The organism is Vibrio sp. THAF64 (assembly GCF_009363455.1).
In the GTDB taxonomy this organism is placed as follows: domain Bacteria; phylum Pseudomonadota; class Gammaproteobacteria; order Enterobacterales; family Vibrionaceae; genus Vibrio; species Vibrio coralliilyticus.
The window spans coordinates 3,369,410-3,390,965 of the sequence record NZ_CP045355.1; the positions used below are offsets into that span (position 1 = coordinate 3,369,410).

The 21,556-nt window shown below is 48.7% G+C and carries 11 protein-coding genes, 3 tRNA genes, 5 rRNA genes and 1 pseudogene; 5 read left to right on the forward strand and 15 right to left on the reverse strand.

Annotated features, from left to right (window positions below):
• Window positions 1–80: 80 nt before the first annotated feature.
• The 6 genes and pseudogenes from yigB to FIU99_RS15785 all read right to left on the reverse strand — a co-directional run bounded on the left by yigB (window position 81) and on the right by FIU99_RS15785 (window position 4,769).
• The gene (gene yigB, locus FIU99_RS15760) at window positions 81–803 is read right to left on the reverse strand and encodes a 5-amino-6-(5-phospho-D-ribitylamino)uracil phosphatase YigB (protein ID WP_006957328.1); all 723 of its coding nucleotides are present in this window, start codon (window positions 801–803) and stop codon (window positions 81–83) included.
• Window positions 803–1,732, reverse strand: coding sequence for a tyrosine recombinase XerC (gene xerC, locus FIU99_RS15765; protein ID WP_006957329.1), 930 nt, complete (start codon window positions 1,730–1,732; stop codon window positions 803–805). The genes yigB and xerC overlap by 1 nt, the downstream gene beginning before the upstream one ends.
• Window positions 1,704–2,408: a DUF484 family protein gene (locus FIU99_RS15770; protein ID WP_006957330.1), complete on the reverse strand. Its 705-nt coding sequence runs from the start codon at window positions 2,406–2,408 to the stop codon at window positions 1,704–1,706. Before FIU99_RS15770 ends, xerC begins: the two co-directional genes overlap by 29 nt.
• A gap of 25 nt (window positions 2,409–2,433) precedes the next feature.
• Window positions 2,434–3,264 (reverse strand): diaminopimelate epimerase, encoded by an 831-nt coding sequence (gene dapF / locus FIU99_RS15775; protein WP_006957331.1) that lies wholly within the window; start codon window positions 3,262–3,264, stop codon window positions 2,434–2,436.
• Window positions 3,265–3,274: 10 nt separating this feature from the next.
• Entirely contained in the window at window positions 3,275–4,528 is a 1,254-nt protein-coding gene (lysA, locus tag FIU99_RS15780) for a diaminopimelate decarboxylase (protein WP_006957332.1), read from the reverse strand.
• A gap of 23 nt (window positions 4,529–4,551) precedes the next feature.
• Window positions 4,552–4,769 (reverse strand): annotated as a pseudogene (locus FIU99_RS15785) (lipoprotein).
• On the opposite strand from FIU99_RS15785, the gene cyaY reads away from it, so the two are divergent.
• Window positions 4,749–5,063 carry an iron donor protein CyaY gene (gene cyaY, locus FIU99_RS15790; protein ID WP_006957334.1) on the forward strand — a complete coding sequence of 105 codons (315 nt, stop codon included), beginning with the start codon at window positions 4,749–4,751 and terminating at the stop codon, window positions 5,061–5,063. The pseudogene FIU99_RS15785 and the gene cyaY overlap by 21 nt on opposite strands.
• A 61-nt stretch (window positions 5,064–5,124) precedes the next feature.
• Here the strand turns inward: cyaY and FIU99_RS15795 are convergent, their stop codons facing one another.
• Complete coding sequence (locus FIU99_RS15795) at window positions 5,125–7,653, reverse strand: class I adenylate cyclase (RefSeq protein ID WP_006957335.1); 2,529 nt, start codon at window positions 7,651–7,653, stop codon at window positions 5,125–5,127.
• Window positions 7,654–7,987: 334 nt separating this feature from the next.
• Between FIU99_RS15795 and hemC the strand changes: the two genes are divergently transcribed.
• The 4 genes from hemC to FIU99_RS15815 are packed head-to-tail and all read left to right on the forward strand — an operon-like array spanning window position 7,988 to window position 12,058.
• A complete protein-coding gene (hemC, locus tag FIU99_RS15800) occupies window positions 7,988–8,926 on the forward strand; it encodes a hydroxymethylbilane synthase (protein ID WP_006957337.1) in 939 nt (312 codons plus the stop codon).
• A 4-nt stretch (window positions 8,927–8,930) separates the two neighbouring features.
• Window positions 8,931–9,659 (forward strand): uroporphyrinogen-III synthase, encoded by a 729-nt coding sequence (locus FIU99_RS15805; protein WP_006957338.1) that lies wholly within the window; start codon window positions 8,931–8,933, stop codon window positions 9,657–9,659.
• Window positions 9,660–9,674: 15 nt separating this feature from the next.
• A complete protein-coding gene (locus tag FIU99_RS15810; protein ID WP_006957339.1) occupies window positions 9,675–10,880 on the forward strand; it encodes a uroporphyrinogen-III C-methyltransferase in 1,206 nt (401 codons plus the stop codon).
• The gene (locus tag FIU99_RS15815) at window positions 10,880–12,058 is read left to right on the forward strand and encodes a heme biosynthesis protein HemY (RefSeq protein WP_006957340.1); all 1,179 of its coding nucleotides are present in this window, start codon (window positions 10,880–10,882) and stop codon (window positions 12,056–12,058) included. The genes FIU99_RS15810 and FIU99_RS15815 overlap by 1 nt, the downstream gene beginning before the upstream one ends.
• A gap of 636 nt (window positions 12,059–12,694) precedes the next feature.
• Here the strand turns inward: FIU99_RS15815 and FIU99_RS15820 are convergent.
• The 8 genes from FIU99_RS15820 to FIU99_RS15855 form a co-directional block, all read right to left on the reverse strand.
• Window positions 12,695–12,771, reverse strand: a tRNA-Asp gene (locus tag FIU99_RS15820).
• Between the two features lie 31 nt (window positions 12,772–12,802).
• Window positions 12,803–12,918 (reverse strand): 5S ribosomal RNA (gene rrf, locus FIU99_RS15825).
• A gap of 161 nt (window positions 12,919–13,079) precedes the next feature.
• Window positions 13,080–15,968 (reverse strand): 23S ribosomal RNA (locus FIU99_RS15830).
• A gap of 278 nt (window positions 15,969–16,246) precedes the next feature.
• Window positions 16,247–16,322, reverse strand: a tRNA-Ala gene (locus FIU99_RS15835).
• Between the two features lie 42 nt (window positions 16,323–16,364).
• Window positions 16,365–16,441: transfer RNA gene (locus FIU99_RS15840), tRNA-Ile, on the reverse strand.
• Window positions 16,442–16,507: 66 nt separating this feature from the next.
• Window positions 16,508–18,060, reverse strand: a 16S ribosomal RNA gene (locus tag FIU99_RS15845).
• Between the two features lie 317 nt (window positions 18,061–18,377).
• Window positions 18,378–18,493 (reverse strand): 5S ribosomal RNA (gene rrf, locus FIU99_RS15850).
• 161 nt (window positions 18,494–18,654) lie between these two features.
• Window positions 18,655–21,543 (reverse strand): 23S ribosomal RNA (locus FIU99_RS15855).
• Together the 16S, 23S and 5S rRNA genes with 3 tRNA genes alongside form the textbook arrangement of a ribosomal RNA operon.
• Window positions 21,544–21,556 lie beyond the last annotated feature (13 nt).

Genomic DNA, 21,556 nt, shown 5'->3' on the forward strand with positions numbered 1-21,556 from the left:
AAGACGTTATTTTTTGTGTACTCACTCTAACCTAATTGATGACTGTGCAAATGAAAAGTCCTTGTCTATCAAGGCGTAACTTAGTTCTCAATCAGTAACAGCAATTCCTGTAAACAGGACACTTCAATGTCAGGCAGTGTTCGGGCTCTGCGGTGCTGGATTAAGCTCGCACCCTGATCGTTAAACCAACATGCCGACAAACCACGATTCTTGGCGCCTTTAACATCACTAATCAGATGATCACCAACGTGCAAGATGTTGTGAGCTGAGCACTGCAGATGGCTGATGGCTTTATCGAACATCTGTGGGTGTGGTTTAGCATAGCCATCTGGACCCGATTGAAGGATCAAGGAAAAATATTTTGCTAGGCCGATTCTTTCGGCATCCACATTGCCATTGGTAATCGCTACTAATGGCATTTGCTCAGCAAGCTTCTGCATAACCTGATGCGTTTGATCAGGTACAGTAAAATCACTGCGTAGCCGCAACACTTCCTGAATCGCCTGCTCAGCGGCGTATTTGGCGTCCACTTGCTCATAGCCAAGGCGATAAAGACCTTGCTCTATCTGAGTTCGCCGCCATAGCGTCATGTCATTGGTCAGCCAGCGGTCAGCGGCTGCCAATTCCATCTTTAACTCATGCCACCAGCTCAGTGGTTTACTCGCAGACATTGGGTGGTGTTTGTGTAGCCAAGCCACCACCTGCGCCTCAACCCTGCGGATCACTGGGCGGTTGTCGTACAAGGTATCATCAAGATCGAACGTCATTGCTTCAATGACTGGTAGCTGGCGATAGAAATGCATCAGTCACTCTCTTTCTTTTTAGCTCTGGGGTGAGCTTGGTCGTAGACGTCAGCAAGATGCTGAAAGTCCAAGTGTGTATAGATTTGAGTGGTGGAGATGTTCTCATGACCCAGCAACTCTTGAACGGCTCTGAGGTTATTACTCGACTCCAGCATGTGGGTCGCAAACGAATGACGTAGCTTGTGCGGACTGATGTGACTGGCAACCGACTGTTTTTGTCCCCATTCGGCCATACGCTTTTGTACGTTACGGTGCGAAATCCGTACTCCCAGTTTGGACACAAACAACGCTGGCTCATCGGTATTGGCTAGCGCACCACGAACTTTGAGCCATTTGGCGACCCATTCCTCCGCCATGCCAGCAAAAGGCACCTTACGCTCTTTGTCACCTTTACCCACCACTCGGATCTCTCCGGAAGACAGGCTCACATCACGAACATCAACACTGACCATTTCCGCCAGTCGCAGCCCCGCGCCATACATCAGTTCCATCATGGCTCGGTCGCGTATCGCCAACGGATCATCTTCATTAACTTCGAGTAACTGACCAACTTCATCCACATCGAGGTTTTTGGGTAAAGGCCTTTTCTTCCGCGGAGCAGACACACCCTTGGCAGGATTTGCGGTTAACTCTCCTCTCAAGATCAGGAAATCAAAGAAACTCCGTAATGCGGATAATCGAGTCGCAAGGCTGCTGGCTTTCATGCCATCACGCATACCTTTACTCGCCAGTTGGCGAACCCAAGCTGCGTCAACCTGAGACCAATCTTTCAAGCCCATAGTCACCAAGTGTTGAGCCATGGTTTCCAGTTGTTGTTTGTAATTACGTTGAGTGTGCAGGCTAAGCCCTTTCTCGCTTCTCAAGTACTCATAGAAACGATTGAGAGGGCTTTGTAGTCCGTTAGGCAGAGGTATTACTGATTCGCTCATGGTCGTCACTTTGCCATGGAAGGGTTTCAATCAAGTGGGAAAGCACCAGTGCAAGATGGCGCAAGAATAAGGTGTCCATATGCGGCTGAAAGTGCCCACCATCACTGCTGGAAAAAGCCAGAATGCCTTGCAGGGACTGCTTGTGCAGCGGTAACACCACATAAGACCCCATCTCAGGTGCGCGGGTATTGTCACCAAACAGCAGTTCTCGATCTGCTTTACGCATTCGCCCTAAATAAGCACTCTTACCATTGAGGTGATTGGTCGCAAAACGTTGGTAATTATCTTTATCGAGTGAGTAATACGCTGACTCACTGTCGAGCAAACGTACATACGCCACCAACCCGAGAGACTTAGCCATCTCTTCGACGGCTTTGACCGCAGGCAGCAAGGCATCACAAGTCAGGACATGTTCCTGCAAACTCATAAACTCATGAAAAGTACGATCGTTGTTTTTCGCCAACGACATCAGAGTGGTTATCTCTTCTTCCAGCTCTTCAATACGCTGGCGTTGTCTGGTCATTTGAACATGAACCAGCGACACCGCGCCCTGCTCTTTATGAGGTAATGCAAGGCGATCGACTAAATCACTTCGGGTACTAAAAAAATCTGGGTTGTCACGCAAGTATTCCGCGACAACCTCAGCTGTCAGCGCATCAGCTTCAATCTGCGACACGTTCGTTCCTTTATTTATTTTCTTCTTAACAGCTTAGCTGACCATCGAACACATGAGTGGCGGGGCCAGTCATGTAAAGCGGTTTACCCGGTCCTTGCCAGCTGATTTTTAGCGAGCCACCAGGCAGGTTCACTGTGACTTTCTCATCCAACAGTTCTTGCACGATACCCACTGCAACCGCGCCACAAGCACCACTGCCGCATGCCTGAGTTTCACCGGCACCACGCTCGTAGACTCTCAGGTTCACTTCGTTGCGGCTTAATACCTGCATGAAGCCAGCGTTCACTCGCTCAGGGAAACGCTCATGAGATTCCAGCAGCGGGCCTAACGTATCAACGTCGGCAGTTTGTGTATCGTCTACGACCGTCACAACATGCGGATTACCCATGCTCACCGCACCGCAGAACAAGGTCTTTTCTTCGGCACGTAAGATGTAAGTCTTCTCTGTTTGCTTGGCTTTGAATGGGATCTTATTCGGTTCAAATTCCGGTACCCCCATATTGACGGTAACCTGATCGTCTTCTTCAATACTGAGAATCATTTTGCCTTTCTTGGTGCTGACACTGATGCTGTATTTATTAGTCAGGCCTTTCATGCGCACAAAACGGGCAAAACAACGGGCACCATTACCGCACTGCTCCACTTCGCTGCCATCGGCATTGAAAATGCGATAGTGGAAATCGGTTTCGGGATCGTAAGGGGCTTCAACCACCAACAGTTGGTCAAAACCAACTCCTGTATGACGATCCGCCAGACGGCGGATCAAGTCAGGAGAAAAGAAAATGTTCTGAGTAATGCAGTCGACGACCATGAAGTCATTACCCAAACCATGCATTTTAGAAAAATGGAAATGCATAAGACTCCAATTACTCCGGAAGAATGTTTTCTAGGGCCCACAGGCTCGACAGCTCTTCACGCTGGCGTACCAAATGCGCTTTATTGCCATCGACCATCACTTCAGCGACACGAGTACGAGTATTGTAGTTCGACGACATCACAAAGCCATACGCACCTGCTGAGCGAACCGCAAGCAGGTCATTTTCCTGCAATACCAAAGCGCGGTCCTTACCAAGGAAATCGCCCGTTTCACAAATTGGGCCAACCAGATCGTATGTCACTGGCTCACCTTCACGAGGGTTGACCGGCACGATGTCTTGCCACGCTTGATACAGTGCTGGGCGCATCAGATCATTCATTGCAGCATCGATAATGGCAAAGTTTTTGTGCTCGGTATGTTTTAGGAACTCAACCTTGGTAAGCAATACACCGGCGTTAGCAGCGATTGCGCGGCCTGGTTCAAAAATCAGTTCCAGATCTTGGTGATTTTCCAGTCTACCAAGCAGTGCCTTAGCATATTCAGATGGCTCAGGCGGCAGTTCGTCACGGTAAACAACACCCAGACCACCACCCACATCAAGGTGTTCAATATTGATACCTTGCGCTTTCAAGTCATCAATCAGTGCCAGCAAGCGGTCAGTGGCATCAATAAACGGTTCGATGTCCGTCAGCTGAGAACCAATGTGACAGTCGATGCCTTTGATCGTTAAGTTTTTAAGACCTTGTGCAAACTGGTACACCGCAGGTGCACGATCAAACGCAATACCAAACTTGTTATCACGCAGACCTGTTGAGATATAAGGGTGCGTATTGGCATCAACGTCTGGATTGATACGCAGTGAAATTGGTGCTTTCACTCCTAACTCACCCGCGACCTTATTAAGGCGCTCTAGCTCTGGCTCAGATTCCACATTGAAACACTTGATACCCAGTTCAAGGGCACGTTTCATTTCAGGCGCCGTTTTGCCAACACCCGAGAAAACGACTTTGCTCGCTTCACCGCCTGCTGCAATAACACGCTCCAGTTCACCACCAGAAACAATGTCGAAGCCAGACCCAAGGCGAGCCAGTGTATTAAGCACACCCAGATTCGAGTTCGCTTTTACGGCATAACACACCAAGTGTGGGTGCTCACCAACGGATTTATCGAAAGCATTCCAATGGCGCTCAAACGTCGCGCGGGAATATACGTAAAGTGGCGTTCCAAATTGCTCTGCTAAGTCTGTCAGTGGAACATCTTCGGCCCAAAGTTGGCCATCATCCTGATAGTTGAAGTAATCCAAAGTGCTATCCCTTATGTCATTATTTATTGTTGTGAAGGCTGCTCATTCTGAGATGCATCTTCAGGCATGTAGAGAGGACCTGTCTGACCGCAGCCAGCCAAACCAAGAACGGATAAAAGAAACAGAGCGATTAGTGATTTTTTCATGGGTTGTGTCGTGATTAATCTTTCAATGCCCCCTATAATCGCACCACACTCAGGAAAAGCAATAGGATAACAGGATGAACGAGACTGAATTTCATCAGCTGGCAGATGTTCAAATGCAAATCATCGAAGAAATGATTGATGATTCAGGCGCGGACATTGATTACGAAACTTCCGGTAATGTCATGACCCTAGAGTTTGAAGACCGTAGCCAAATCATTATTAACCGTCAGGAGCCAATGAAGGAAATCTGGCTGGCATCTAAGTCTGGCGGTTTCCACTTCGCTATGGTTGAGGATCAGTGGACCTGTTCAAAAACGGGTATTGAGCTGATTGCGATGGTTAAACAGGAGTGCGAAAAGCATTCGGATGAAGAGATTGAATGGGTGTAGTGCCCCGTAAAACTCGGATACAAAAAAGAGCACCTTAAGTGCTCTTTTTTATTGCTTCGACTTACGCATTCACGGCCCGACTTGGCTTGGAATAGTTAGCGCCATCATTACGATATGGCACGATGTAAGAGTCACCTTCTGCTGGGTGAACGATTTGATAGTACTGAGGCAAATTGAAGTTAATAAACTGAGTCGACATTTGATTATCATCTTTTACCGACGTGTAGAAGCTATTCACGCTGGCAATCATCTCATCTTTCATGCCACTGAACTGGTGGTACACCTCAACACGGTTTGCTTCATCCAATACATAGATATTGAAGCCTTGATCTGAATCTTCAAAAAAGAACTGGATCAGACCTTCACTGGCAAAGCTGTCGACTATTTCTGGCAGCTGGTAATCTTGCTCCTTGTCCAGCATCAGCAATGGTGAACCTTTGAGTTTACTGGTCGAGATGCTGCGGTAGAAATCGACCGAGTTTTCCAGCATCTGCACAGACACACCGCGGCGCTCAAAGAACAAGCCATACGTTTGTTGAGCAATACGCAGCGCTTTAAAGCGGCGACGTTTCTCTTGCTCAATAGGCTTAAGGCGCAAATCAATGCATTCCGCTAAAAGCTGATACACCATATTACGCATCACACCACGCAGGTTTTTACTGTAGCAGAACACATCTACCGACTCAGGCGGCAACGCATCTTGGTGCATCTTACCCAGAATGGTTTTCAGTGCATCCAGCATCGCCGTTTCGCCTCGGAAATGCAGCGTACGGACTTCATGCCAAGAATTGCGATAAACCAAATCCACACTGCCAACCAGACAAGTCTGCTTTGAGCCAAAACTAAAAATATCGGTAGTTTTCAGATCCACTTTCAGCGCGCGACCACTCAGCTCAGCCGTTGGATCATCTTCAAAGTTGATGAACATCGCCAGTTGGCTGATTTCACAAGGGCTCGCTAATGCCTGCATGGTTGGGCGGCGCTTGCGTAATGAGAAGGTATTACGCAAATCGCTGACCATCTGATAGAACTTATCGATATCCAGATGAGCATCACGAACTACCGAGTGCAGACGCGTCGATTCTGTAATTAGACCATTGAAGAATGACCAAGCGACCAACTTACTGAGGTATTCATTGTGCTCTAAGAATGGCTGACCAAGAATGCGATCTGGCTGAAGAGGTTGCTTATAGAGGTACCAGCCGGCTCGGTTTGTACGACCTGGTCTCACTTCAATAAAGCTCAAGTCGGATTCATGCAAGTCTGGGGAAATCTGCGGATTAAGCAAAGTCACCTTACCCGGCAACACCTCAAACGCCGCGTAGAGCTTACGCGCCAAGATACTGATGTCCTGCGGACTGATTGCAGAAGTAATGTCGTTACGACGAGCAAACTGAATCAGATTACGATAGCTCAGCATCAACGCATCAAGCAAAGCATGGTGAACCACTTTAACCTGCTCAACCTTCCAGTTACGGCGGTCGTCTAGCTCAACCAGCACTGAGTGGTCCCAGTTCCATTTCTGGATCATGTCACTCATCGCCTCACGGCGCCAAGCAACAGAGCCAATACCAGGCTCACGTGATAACTTCTCGTGTGTTTTGAGATAGAAACAACGGCGCACCAGATCAAGACGGGTATAATCGCCAATACGCTCAAGGTAACGTGTTACCTTTTCTAGCATCAAGTAGTATGCATCCATGCCATAGAGATCAGGCTCATGGGCAAAAAATCGACGCTTAGTATCAATGCTAAGCAGTTGGGTATGTGGGTACTCCCACGAATACGCTTCAAGTAGGATAGCTTTTAGCACCGACTTGTAAGGTGAATCGATACTCTTATACAACTGCCACAAGTTCGAGCCAAAATACTCTTCGGCTGGAATACGGTTCAGCTGACCAAAGTCAATCCACTGCGAGCAATCAATGTAACCTTGGCTGCATAAATCGCGAACGTATTCGTCGTAGCACTCTTCCATCTCAGGCGGCACGATTTGCCACAGCAACCGCTGACCAGCAAGACGAACAGCAGAGCGATAGAATTCATCTAATAGTAGTAAGTGTTGGGACGAGCCACAGTTGTCGCCGGTCATTTCTTCTGAGCGATTGGTACGAAAACGCTCTTCATCCATAAGGAAGAAATTCGCCTCAACACCTTGAGTCTGAGCCCAATCGGTAATCAACAAACACTTATTGGTCAGGCACTCTCTTTCTTCACAGCTCATTGATGGTGAGACACACACCCAGATATCAAGATCGCTTGAGGTACTCTGTCCAATCGACGAAGTACTACCCATGGTATACAAGCCGAGAATAGCGGGCTCTGCACTGGTCCGAAGCGACTGACCTATCGTCAGTTCAGTATCTTCAACAAACTGCTGTTGCACCTCATTGAATTCGAGACCGTATACACCAAAAGGAACTTGAGAATCGTAATAGCCGGGGATGACTGGGTGGTTGAAGTGAAGAAGGGTAGGAATCAGATGGAAAACACGCTGACTTTGCATATCCATAAGAGCCAGCGCGCGCTCAATACGCTGCTGGTTTAGGTTATCAAGTCTCTGAATAAGCGTCTTTGTATAAGCCTGCAAGGGTGATTCCTTGGTTGATTCCTAACTGTGCCCTGACGACAAATTGTTCTAAAGCACTAACAAAACGTGATCAATTTAACACTTTTATTTCGATTGGTAAAGAAATGTACGATCGAATCGACATTGTTTTGTTAATCAATATGCTCGCGACATAGTGTGGTACGTATCCGCCTTTTGTAATAATAGCCCATTTTACAAACGAGATGCTCATCACACTATTTTGAATATTTTCTGCTAGCCCGACGTCTGACATTCATCGAAATGATCTAGCAGTAAGACTTTTTCTTGGAGAATGGTAGGATTAGCCCATCTGAACTGTTATTCAAAGACCATCATGACACAATCGACTCCTATTCGAATTGCAACACGCAAAAGCCCTCTTGCTCTTTGGCAAGCCTACTACGTACGAGATGCCCTTCAAGCAGCACACCCTGGTTTAGAAGTGGAGCTTGTAACTATGGTGACGAAAGGCGATGTCATTCTCGATACTCCATTAGCAAAAGTCGGCGGTAAAGGTCTGTTCGTAAAAGAGCTCGAAGTCGCCATGCTGGAAGGACGCGCAGATTTGGCAGTTCACTCAATGAAAGATGTGCCTGTTGATTTTCCAGAAGGCCTAGGGCTGGTTACGATTTGTGAGCGTGAAGATCCTCGTGACGCTTTCGTTTCTAATACCTACGCTAACATTGACGAACTGCCGCAAGGTGCGGTTGTCGGCACTTGCAGTCTGCGCCGTCAATGTCAGATCAAGGAATACCGCCCAGATCTAGTCATTAAGGAGCTACGCGGCAACGTAGGTACGCGTTTAGGTAAGCTCGATGCTGGCGAATATGATGCCATCATCCTTGCAGCAGCAGGCTTGAAACGCCTAGAGCTAGAAGAGCGCATTCGCAGTTTTATTGAGCCTGAGCAGTCTCTTCCTGCTGTCGGGCAAGGTGCAGTCGGCATTGAATGTCGCCTAGATGATGAGCGCCTTATCAAGCTACTTGAACCACTTAACCACAAAGATACCGCTGACCGCGTACTGTGTGAGCGCGCAATGAACTTAACCTTGGAAGGGGGGTGTCAGGTGCCTATTGGCAGTTACTCCCTGCTGGATGGTGATGACATCTGGTTGCGCGCGCTTGTCGGCGAGCCTGACGGCTCAAAGATTGTGCGTGGCGAAATCAAAGGCTCGCGCGCCGACGCTGAGAAACTTGGGGTGACATTGGCCAACCAACTGCTGGATGACGGTGCTCGCGATATTTTGACTAGACTGTACGCGGATCACGAGTAACTCCATGGCGGTGTTGGTTACCCGGCCAGGTGAACAAGGCCGCTCACTCTGCCAACAGCTCAACAGCGCAGGTATCTGCGCGCTTCATCAGCCTCTTATCGAAATCCTGCCGGGGAAAGATCTCTCCGGCATTGCCACTCAACTTAATCAGTTCGACTGTATTCTTGCCGTCAGCCAACATGCGGTAACGCTCACACAACAAGCCTTTACGTCTCAGCAAGAATGGCCGCAAACAGCGACCTACATTGCCGTCGGTCAAAAAACTGCACATGTTTTAAGCAAACTCAGCCAGCAAAAAGTACACTACCCCGACGTTGGTGACAGCGAGCATTTGCTCGAGCTGGACATACTAAAAAAAGTCAAAGGCAAAAAGGTCGTTATCCTACGAGGCAACGGTGGCCGAGAGCTGATCTACGAGACACTTAGATCTCGAGGCGCGCATACCAGTTATCTTGAAGTATACAAACGAGAAAACCTTGCTTTCGACTCAGATTTATTCGTACCTTTCTGGCAGGATAAACATATTCAACAGTTAGTCATCACCAGTTCAGGTCAGCTGAGTTACTTTGTATCACAGCTTACACAAGCGCAATTGAACTGGGCATTCGGGCTTCAACTTTATGTACCGAGTGCACGTATCGCAAATGAAGCGCAACAAATGGGGTTTCTTCATATAATCAACACAGGAAGCGCTTCCAATAAGGATTTACTGGCTACTCTCCGGCCAAAGTGAAACAGGACAATAGCAATGACAAGTAAAAATAAAAACGACCACATTGAACCTGAGAAAGACCAAGAAACAGCGTCATCTGCTGAGACTCACGAGTCTTCCAACAATACTTCTAATGCGTCTGAATCTCCCTCTACGTCTTCCGATAAAAAGTCTGAACCTACAGCGTCAACAGACACTGCCAAACAAGAAAAAAATGCCAAGCGCGGGGTTAAGCTCGGTGCTGTCGCGATCGTGATTTCACTGATAGTTGGTGGCGGTTTAACATTCCAGATGCAGCAACAAAATGCTCAGTACCAATCTCAAATTGAAGCACTGAAAAAGCAACTGGAACAAACTACCGCTTCTGTTCAGCAGGATTTAACCGCAACTCAGCAGGCAACGTTAGCCAAAGCCACCGAGATCACTCACAATACAGAAACTGTTTTATCACAGCAGCAAAAAAGCATTGAAAGCCTGCAGCTTGCGATTGCTGACGTAAAAGGTCGTCGCCCGAACGACTGGCTATTAGCAGAAGCAGATTATCTAGTGAAGTTGGCGGGCCGAAAGCTGTTTCTCGAACATGATGCCGTCAGCGCCACTAAACTGATGGAAAGCGCCGATCAGCGCATCGCGGCGTTAAACGACCCAAGCTTGGTGCCGTTACGTAAATCAATGGCCAATGACATTACGAAGCTTAAGTCTGTGCCAATTATCGATCGCGAAGGCCTAGTGCTCAGATTAACGGCGCTGCAACAGCAAGTCGACAGCCTTCCGTTAGCCAATGCCATTCTTCCTGAGGCACCAGAGCAGAAAGAGCAACAGGTCTCCGAAGACATCTATGATTGGAAAGATAACCTGATGACTTCACTCAAAGACTTCTCGGAAAATTTCATTACCTTCCGCACTCGAGATGGCAATGTCATTCCTTTGTTATCGCCAGAACAACATTTCTATCTTAAAGAAAACATTAAGGCCAAGTTAGAAACGGCGATTAAAGCGGTGTACGTTGAGCAGCAAGATATTTATCAGACAGCATTAACAACTGCCGACAAATGGTCGAGTTCATTCTTTAACCAAGACGCTAACACCGTTATCGAGTTCAATAAAACTCTGGAGATGCTAAGCAAGCAAAATGTACAAGTCGACTACCCGGTGAAACTTGAAACACAGCAAATTCTGTCCGACGTTATTCGTGACCGCCTGCGCCGTGAAGTCACCACTCTGGTTACGGAGGAGAAATAATGTTCAGAATCATTTTTCTCTTCGTCGTCTTAGGGGCTGGGCTGTTTGCCGGAACCCAATATGCTGGCCAGCAGGGCTACGTACTTATCTCAGTTGCAGATAAGACCATTGAAATGAGTGTCACGACTTTGGTGATATTTGTTATTGCAACATTGGCCGCGCTGTTTGGCCTCGAGTTTCTGATCAAGAAAACCCTCTATGCCAGCTCAGCGACCTGGAATTACTTCAGTGTGCGTAAGATGCGTCGCTCTCGCCGCTATACCAATGAAGGTATCATCAAGTTGCTCGAAGGTGACTTCAAACTGGCAGAAAAAAAAGTCACTCGCTGGGCAAATCATCATGATATGCCGCTACTGTGTTACCTAGTCGCTTCAGAAGCAGCGCAAGGACTGGGAGACAATGAAAAGCGTGACCACTATCTTAAACTGGCATCTGAGCAGGAAAATGCTCTATTAGCGGTTGAGCTTACGAGAGCCAAGCAGCAAGTCAGAGAAGCAAATTACACTGCGGCATTTGAGACGTTATCTCAGTTGAAATCCAGCTACCCAAATAATCGCATCGTTCTTAATCTGCTAAAAAATGTCTACATTGAGCTTAAGATGTGGCAACCACTGCTGAATACCTTATCTACACTGGTGAAAAGCAAAATCATCACTAAAGATGAGCAGGCTCAGCTAACCCAACGTGCTCAATGCGGTTTGTTAGAGGAAGTTGCAGAGCAAAAAGGCAGTGAAGGACTGATCGCCCACTGGAATAGCCTTACCCGCAAATTAAAAAGCGACACTCACTTAGTCGAATGCTTTGCCAAGCAGCTTATGGCTCGTAAAGCAGACAGTGAGGCTTTTACGCTAGTCAAAGAAAATCTCAAAAAGCACCCAGATTCAGAGCTCTATGCATTGCTGCCTGATATGAACCTAGCGGACGATCATCCTGTCGTTGTGTTCCTAGAAGACGTGTTAAAAAAAGACGGTAACAATGCCTCAGCGCACAGTGCACTTGCTCAGTTCCACTTAAGAAATGAAAACTGGTCTGAGGCACAACAGCACTTAGAAAAAGCGTTGTCAGTCCGTTCCAGCGTATCTGATTACTCTTATTTAGCCGATGCACTAGAGAAACAGAATATGACTAAAGCCGCTCATGAGGTGTCGAAGAAAGCACTCACTTTAGTCCAAGCGTAAAGGTTTAATCTCTACTAACTAAGCCGACCGCTAGGTCGGCTTTTTATTACTTAAACCTCACAACGCTCATTCTTATCCGTAGTGGAATGAAAAACCGTTAAGATTTGAATGTCTAAGCCTACCAAGTTGCCAGTTTAATACCTTAGAAATCGTCGTCAGGACTACCAACTCCTAAACTTCCTAAGTATTCCGCACCCGATAAGACAGGCCAATCTTTATGTGATTTGTACTCTAAAGAAACGATGCATACACCAACAACAAAGCCCAGCTTGAGAATAGTATCTCTATATAAGTAGTAGCTCAGTTTTGTGGGTAGTTGGACTCGAATACGTTCGGGACTTATTAGTTGCAAGCGACAACTTTGCACAAACAAAGAGGCCCTATCATAAACTGATCGGGTCTAGAATAAGTGCGGGTCGCTGAGTCTGTACTCAAGCGGGATGCGTCCCCTAAATATCATTGCCCCTAAACGACAAAACCCAGTCCTTGGACTGGGTTTCTAAATAAATGGCTAATGGTGGTGGAGAGGCCTAGCTCAGAGTTGTGGACAACCGGGACTTGTTGGTCGCAGACCAGCAATAATACTGCAGATACGAAAAAGCCCTAACATCTCTGTTAGGGCTTTCTCTGAATAAGTGGCGGAGCGGACGGGACTCGAACCCGCGACCCCCGGCGTGACAGGCCGGTATTCTAACCAACTGAACTACCGCTCCGCACTGGTTAGACTCTAAGTCTAAATTTAAAGCCTGGCGATGTCCTACTCTCACATGGGGAAGCCCCACACTACCATCGGCGCTATTGCGTTTCACTTCTGAGTTCGGCATGGAATCAGGTGGGTCCACAACGCTATGGTCGCCAAGCAAATTCTTTATCAATTTGCTCGCAAATTCAAACGCACTTTAGTGCGGCCCTTTAGGGTGAGATTTGCTTGCAAATCGAATAATTCGGAAAGCTGTTATTGTGTTCTCTACACATTCAATCTGTTCTTACTTTGAGTCCATCAAAACCCTTTGGGTGTTGTATGGTTAAGCCTCACGGGCAATTAGTACAGGTTAGCTCAACGCCTCACAACGCTTACACACCCTGCCTATCAACGTTCTAGTCTCGAACAACCCTTTAGGACCCTCAAGGGGTCAGGGAAGACTCATCTCAGGGCTCGCTTCCCGCTTAGATGCTTTCAGCGGTTATCGATTCCGAACTTAGCTACCGGGCAATGCCATTGGCATGACAACCCGAACACCAGAGGTTCGTCCACTCCGGTCCTCTCGTACTAGGAGCAGCCCCCTTCAATCTTCCAACGCCCACGGCAGATAGGGACCGAACTGTCTCACGACGTTCTAAACCCAGCTCGCGTACCACTTTAAATGGCGAACAGCCATACCCTTGGGACCGACTTCAGCCCCAGGATGTGATGAGCCGACATCGAGGTGCCAAACACCGCCGTCGATATGAACTCTTGGGCGGTATCAGCCTGTTATCCCCGGAGTACCTTTTATCCGTTGAGCGATGGCCCTTCCATACAGAACCACCGGATCACTATGACCTGCTTTCGCACCTGCTCGAATTGTCATTCTCGCAGTCAAGCGGGCTTATGCCATTGCACTAACCTCACGATGTCCAACCGTGATTAGCCCACCTTCGTGCTCCTCCGTTACTCTTTGGGAGGAGACCGCCCCAGTCAAACTACCCACCAGGCACTGTCCTCAACCCGGATGACGGGTCTAAGTTAGAACATCAACACTACAAGGGTGGTATTTCAAGGACGGCTCCACCGATACTGGCGTACCGGTTTCAAAGCCTCCCACCTATCCTACACATGTAGGGTCAATGTTCAGTGCCAAGCTGTAGTAAAGGTTCACGGGGTCTTTCCGTCTAGCCGCGGGTACACTGCATCTTCACAGCGATTTCAATTTCACTGAGTCTCGGGTGGAGACAGCGTGGCCATCATTACGCCATTCGTGCAGGTCGGAACTTACCCGACAAGGAATTTCGCTACCTTAGGACCGTTATAGTTACGGCCGCCGTTTACCGGGGCTTCGATCAAGAGCTTCGACTTACGTCTAACCCCATCAATTAACCTTCCGGCACCGGGCAGGCGTCACACCGTATACGTCATCTTACGATTTTGCACAGTGCTGTGTTTTTAATAAACAGTTGCAGCCACCTGGTATCTGCGACTCCCGTTAGCTCCATCCGCAAGGGACTTCACCGACAGGAGCGTACCTTCTCCCGAAGTTACGGTACCATTTTGCCTAGTTCCTTCACCCGAGTTCTCTCAAGCGCCTTGGTATTCTCTACCCGACCACCTGTGTCGGTTTGGGGTACGATTCCTTACAATCTGAAGCTTAGAGGCTTTTCCTGGAAGCATGGCATCAATGACTTCACACCCGTAGGTGCTCGACGTCGTGTCTCAGCCTTAGAGAGAGCCGGATTTACCTAACTCTCAAGCCTACGCACTTGAACCTGGACAACCGTCGCCAGGCCCACCTAGCCTTCTCCGTCCCCCCATCGCAATTGTAAGAAGTACGGGAATATTAACCCGTTTCCCATCGACTACGCCTTTCGGCCTCGCCTTAGGGGTCGACTTACCCTGCCCCGATTAACGTTGGACAGGAACCCTTGGTCTTCCGGCGAGGAGGTTTTTCACCCCCTTTATCGTTACTCATGTCAGCATTCGCACTTCTGATACCTCCAGCAAGCTTTACAGCTCACCTTCAACGGCTTACAGAACGCTCCCCTACCCAATACATAAAATGCATTGCCGCAGCTTCGGTTTACAGCTTAGCCCCGTTACATCTTCCGCGCAGGCCGACTCGACTAGTGAGCTATTACGCTTTCTTTAAATGATGGCTGCTTCTAAGCCAACATCCTAGCTGTCTAAGCCTTCCCACATCGTTTCCCACTTAGCTGTAATTTGGGACCTTAGCTGGCGGTCTGGGTTGTTTCCCTCTCCACGACGGACGTTAGCACCCGCCGTGTGTCTCCCGGATAGTACTTACTGGTATTCGGAGTTTGCAAAGGGTTGGTAAGTCGGGATGACCCCCTAGCCTTAACAGTGCTCTACCCCCAGTAGTATTCGTCCGAGGCTCTACCTAAATAGATTTCGGGGAGAACCAGCTATCTCCAGGTTTGATTGGCCTTTCACCCCTAGCCACAAGTCATCCGCTAATTTTTCAACATTAGTCGGTTCGGTCCTCCAGTTGATGTTACTCAACCTTCAACCTGCCCATGGCTAGATCACCTGGTTTCGGGTCTATATCCAGCAACTCGACGCCCAGTTAAGACTCGATTTCTCTACGGCTCCCCTAGATGGTTAACCTTGCTACTGAATATAAGTCGCTGACCCATTATACAAAAGGTACGCAGTCACACCACGAAGGTGCTCCTACTGCTTGTACGTACACGGTTTCAGGTTCTATTTCACTCCCCTCACAGGGGTTCTTTTCGCCTTTCCCTCACGGTACTGGTTCACTATCGGTCAGTCAGTAGTATTTAGCCTTGGAGGATGGTCCCCCCATATTCAGACAGGATATCACGTGTCCCGCCCTACTCGATTTCACCTAAAATGCGCTGTCGGTTACGGGGCTATCACCCTGTATCGCAGAACTTTCCAGAACTTTCACCTGACGCATTAAAGGCTTAAGGGCTAGTCCAATTTCGCTCGCCGCTACTTTCGGAATCTCGGTTGATTTCTTTTCCTCGGGGTACTTAGATGTTTCAGTTCCCCCGGTTCGCCTCATTACCCTATGTATTCAGATAATGATACCTGCTTATGCAGGTGGGTTTCCCCATTCGGAAATCCCAGACTCAAATGGCTTTTACTGCCTAATCTGGGCTTATCGCAAGTTAATACGTCCTTCATCGCCTCTGACTGCCAAGGCATCCACCGTGTACGCTTAGTCACTTAACCATACAACCCCAAAGGGTCTTTACGTCAAACAACCAAAGTTGTCTGCCATTATTTAAACATGATGCAGACTCGATTTTGCCGGACTCAAATTTCCAAGAACACTTGAATGTGTGTTGGTACCTAATGAACAAGTCATTAGGATTTGAGAACTTTTATTGAATAACAACGCATCTCAAAGAGATGGGGATTGTTGTTATTCGTCAGCTTTCCAAATTGTTAAAGAGCTAGATTCATAAATGAACCATTTTTAAAGATTCTTTTTCAAGAACACTTAAAGATGGTGGAGCTAAGCAGGATCGAACTGCTGACCTCCTGCGTGCAAGGCAGGCGCTCTCCCAGCTGAGCTATAGCCCCATCAAGGTGTCGATACTGTTGCCAATCTCCTGGGAGGAAGATTGGTGGGTCTGAGTGGACTTGAACCACCGACCTCTCGCTTATCAGGCGAACGCTCTAACCACCTGAGCTACAGACCCAGTATCGTCTCTTAAACTACATAAACCATCAATCTGTGTGGACACTCATCGTGAGTAATCATCGTATAAGGAGGTGATCCAGCGCCAGGTTCCCCTAGCGCTACCTTGTTACGACTTCACCCCAGTCATGAACCACAAAGTGGTGAGCGTCCCCCCGAAGGTTAAACTACCCACTTCTTTTGCAGCCCACTCCCATGGTGTGACGGGCGGTGTGTACAAGGCCCGGGAACGTATTCACCGTAGCATTCTGATCTACGATTACTAGCGATTCCGACTTCATGGAGTCGAGTTGCAGACTCCAATCCGGACTACGACGCACTTTTTGGGATTCGCTCACTTTCGCAAGTTGGCCGCCCTCTGTATGCGCCATTGTAGCACGTGTGTAGCCCTACTCGTAAGGGCCATGATGACTTGACGTCGTCCCCACCTTCCTCCGGTTTATCACCGGCAGTCTCCCTGGAGTTCCCGACATGACTCGCTGGCAAACAAGGATAAGGGTTGCGCTCGTTGCGGGACTTAACCCAACATTTCACAACACGAGCTGACGACAGCCATGCAGCACCTGTCTCTCAGTTCCCGAAGGCACAAGACTGTCTCCAGTCTCTTCTGAGGATGTCAAGAGTAGGTAAGGTTCTTCGCGTTGCATCGAATTAAACCACATGCTCCACCGCTTGTGCGGGCCCCCGTCAATTCATTTGAGTTTTAATCTTGCGACCGTACTCCCCAGGCGGTCTACTTAACGCGTTAGCTCCGAAAGCCACGGCTCAAGGCCACAACCTCCAAGTAGACATCGTTTACGGCGTGGACTACCAGGGTATCTAATCCTGTTTGCTCCCCACGCTTTCGCATCTGAGTGTCAGTATCTGTCCAGGGGGCCGCCTTCGCCACCGGTATTCCTTCAGATCTCTACGCATTTCACCGCTACACCTGAAATTCTACCCCCCTCTACAGTACTCTAGTCTGCCAGTTTCAAATGCAATTCCGAGGTTGAGCCCCGGGCTTTCACATCTGACTTAACAAACCACCTGCATGCGCTTTACGCCCAGTAATTCCGATTAACGCTCGCACCCTCCGTATTACCGCGGCTGCTGGCACGGAGTTAGCCGGTGCTTCTTCTGCAGCTAACGTCAAATGAATGCGCTATTAACACATCCACCTTCCTCACTGCTGAAAGTACTTTACAACCCGAAGGCCTTCTTCATACACGCGGCATGGCTGCATCAGGCTTGCGCCCATTGTGCAATATTCCCCACTGCTGCCTCCCGTAGGAGTCTGGACCGTGTCTCAGTTCCAGTGTGGCTGATCATCCTCTCAGACCAGCTAGGGATCGTCGCCTTGGTGAGCCATTACCTCACCAACTAGCTAATCCCACCTGGGCATATCCTGACGCGAGAGGCCCGAAGGTCCCCCTCTTTGAGCCGAAGCTATTATGCGGTATTAGCCATCGTTTCCAATGGTTATCCCCCACATCAGGGCAATTTCCCAGGCATTACTCACCCGTCCGCCGCTCGACGCCGTTATCGTTCCCCGAAGGTTCAGACAACTCGTTTCCGCTCGACTTGCATGTGTTAGGCCTGCCGCCAGCGTTCAATCTGAGCCATGATCAAACTCTTCAATTTAAGATTTTGTTCGGCTCAATGAATACTGAACATTACATAAGTAATGTTTGAATTGACTGTGCTGAATCCGAAGATTCAATGGTCACTTCGTATCATTGAAACCTAATTTGATACCGAAGTATCGAATTGGATTATCATCAACGAGTGCCCACACAGATTGATAGGTTTATATTGTTAAAGAGCTGTGCTTTCAGTGTCTTAGCACCTAAGCAGGACGCGTATATTACGCGACTGACTGTTGAAGTCAACATAAAACTCTAAAAAAGATTAGAACTTTATGGTGACTTGCTTAATAGATAAGCAAAGTCGAAATTAAAGCCTGGCGATGTCCTACTCTCACATGGGGAAGCCCCACACTACCATCGGCGCTATTGCGTTTCACTTCTGAGTTCGGCATGGGATCAGGTGGGTCCACAACGCTATGGTCGCCAAGCAAATTCTTTATCAATTTGCTCGCAAATTCAAACGCACTTTAGTGCGGCCCTTTAGGGTGAGATTTGCTTGCAAATCGAATAATTCGGAAAGCTGTTATTGTGTTCTCTACACATTCAATCTGTTCTTACTTTGAGTCCATCAAAACCCTTTGGGTGTTGTATGGTTAAGCCTCACGGGCAATTAGTACAGGTTAGCTCAACGCCTCACAACGCTTACACACCCTGCCTATCAACGTTCTAGTCTCGAACAACCCTTTAGGACCCTCAAGGGGTCAGGGAAGACTCATCTCAGGGCTCGCTTCCCGCTTAGATGCTTTCAGCGGTTATCGATTCCGAACTTAGCTACCGGGCAATGCCATTGGCATGACAACCCGAACACCAGAGGTTCGTCCACTCCGGTCCTCTCGTACTAGGAGCAGCCCCCTTCAATCTTCCAACGCCCACGGCAGATAGGGACCGAACTGTCTCACGACGTTCTAAACCCAGCTCGCGTACCACTTTAAATGGCGAACAGCCATACCCTTGGGACCGACTTCAGCCCCAGGATGTGATGAGCCGACATCGAGGTGCCAAACACCGCCGTCGATATGAACTCTTGGGCGGTATCAGCCTGTTATCCCCGGAGTACCTTTTATCCGTTGAGCGATGGCCCTTCCATACAGAACCACCGGATCACTATGACCTGCTTTCGCACCTGCTCGAATTGTCATTCTCGCAGTCAAGCGGGCTTATGCCATTGCACTAACCTCACGATGTCCAACCGTGATTAGCCCACCTTCGTGCTCCTCCGTTACTCTTTGGGAGGAGACCGCCCCAGTCAAACTACCCACCAGGCACTGTCCTCAACCCGGATGACGGGTCTAAGTTAGAACATCAACACTACAAGGGTGGTATTTCAAGGACGGCTCCACCGATACTGGCGTACCGGTTTCAAAGCCTCCCACCTATCCTACACATGTAGGGTCAATGTTCAGTGCCAAGCTGTAGTAAAGGTTCACGGGGTCTTTCCGTCTAGCCGCGGGTACACTGCATCTTCACAGCGATTTCAATTTCACTGAGTCTCGGGTGGAGACAGCGTGGCCATCATTACGCCATTCGTGCAGGTCGGAACTTACCCGACAAGGAATTTCGCTACCTTAGGACCGTTATAGTTACGGCCGCCGTTTACCGGGGCTTCGATCAAGAGCTTCGACTTACGTCTAACCCCATCAATTAACCTTCCGGCACCGGGCAGGCGTCACACCGTATACGTCATCTTACGATTTTGCACAGTGCTGTGTTTTTAATAAACAGTTGCAGCCACCTGGTATCTGCGACTCCCGTTAGCTCCATCCGCAAGGGACTTCACCGACAGGAGCGTACCTTCTCCCGAAGTTACGGTACCATTTTGCCTAGTTCCTTCACCCGAGTTCTCTCAAGCGCCTTGGTATTCTCTACCCGACCACCTGTGTCGGTTTGGGGTACGATTCCTTACAATCTGAAGCTTAGAGGCTTTTCCTGGAAGCATGGCATCAATGACTTCACACCCGTAGGTGCTCGACGTCGTGTCTCAGCCTTAGAGAGAGCCGGATTTACCTAACTCTCAAGCCTACGCACTTGAACCTGGACAACCGTCGCCAGGCCCACCTAGCCTTCTCCGTCCCCCCATCGCAATTGTAAGAAGTACGGGAATATTAACCCGTTTCCCATCGACTACGCCTTTCGGCCTCGCCTTAGGGGTCGACTTACCCTGCCCCGATTAACGTTGGACAGGAACCCTTGGTCTTCCGGCGAGGAGGTTTTTCACCCCCTTTATCGTTACTCATGTCAGCATTCGCACTTCTGATACCTCCAGCAAGCTTTACAGCTCACCTTCAACGGCTTACAGAACGCTCCCCTACCCAATACATAAAATGCATTGCCGCAGCTTCGGTTTACAGCTTAGCCCCGTTACATCTTCCGCGCAGGCCGACTCGACTAGTGAGCTATTACGCTTTCTTTAAATGATGGCTGCTTCTAAGCCAACATCCTAGCTGTCTAAGCCTTCCCACATCGTTTCCCACTTAGCTGTAATTTGGGACCTTAGCTGGCGGTCTGGGTTGTTTCCCTCTCCACGACGGACGTTAGCACCCGCCGTGTGTCTCCCGGATAGTACTTACTGGTATTCGGAGTTTGCAAAGGGTTGGTAAGTCGGGATGACCCCCTAGCCTTAACAGTGCTCTACCCCCAGTAGTATTCGTCCGAGGCTCTACCTAAATAGATTTCGGGGAGAACCAGCTATCTCCAGGTTTGATTGGCCTTTCACCCCTAGCCACAAGTCATCCGCTAATTTTTCAACATTAGTCGGTTCGGTCCTCCAGTTGATGTTACTCAACCTTCAACCTGCCCATGGCTAGATCACCTGGTTTCGGGTCTATATCCAGCAACTCGACGCCCAGTTAAGACTCGATTTCTCTACGGCTCCCCTAGATGGTTAACCTTGCTACTGAATATAAGTCGCTGACCCATTATACAAAAGGTACGCAGTCACACCACGAAGGTGCTCCTACTGCTTGTACGTACACGGTTTCAGGTTCTATTTCACTCCCCTCACAGGGGTTCTTTTCGCCTTTCCCTCACGGTACTGGTTCACTATCGGTCAGTCAGTAGTATTTAGCCTTGGAGGATGGTCCCCCCATATTCAGACAGGATATCACGTGTCCCGCCCTACTCGATTTCACCTAAAATGCGCTGTCGGTTACGGGGCTATCACCCTGTATCGCAGAACTTTCCAGAACTTTCACCTGACGCATTAAAGGCTTAAGGGCTAGTCCAATTTCGCTCGCCGCTACTTTCGGAATCTCGGTTGATTTCTTTTCCTCGGGGTACTTAGATGTTTCAGTTCCCCCGGTTCGCCTCATTACCCTATGTATTCAGGTAATGATACCTGCTTATGCAGGTGGGTTTCCCCATTCGGAAATCCCAGACTCAAATGACTTTTACTGTCTAATCTGGGCTTATCGCAAGTTAATACGTCCTTCATCGCCTCTGACTGCCAAGGCATCCACCGTGTACGCTTAGTCACTTAACCATACAACCCCAAA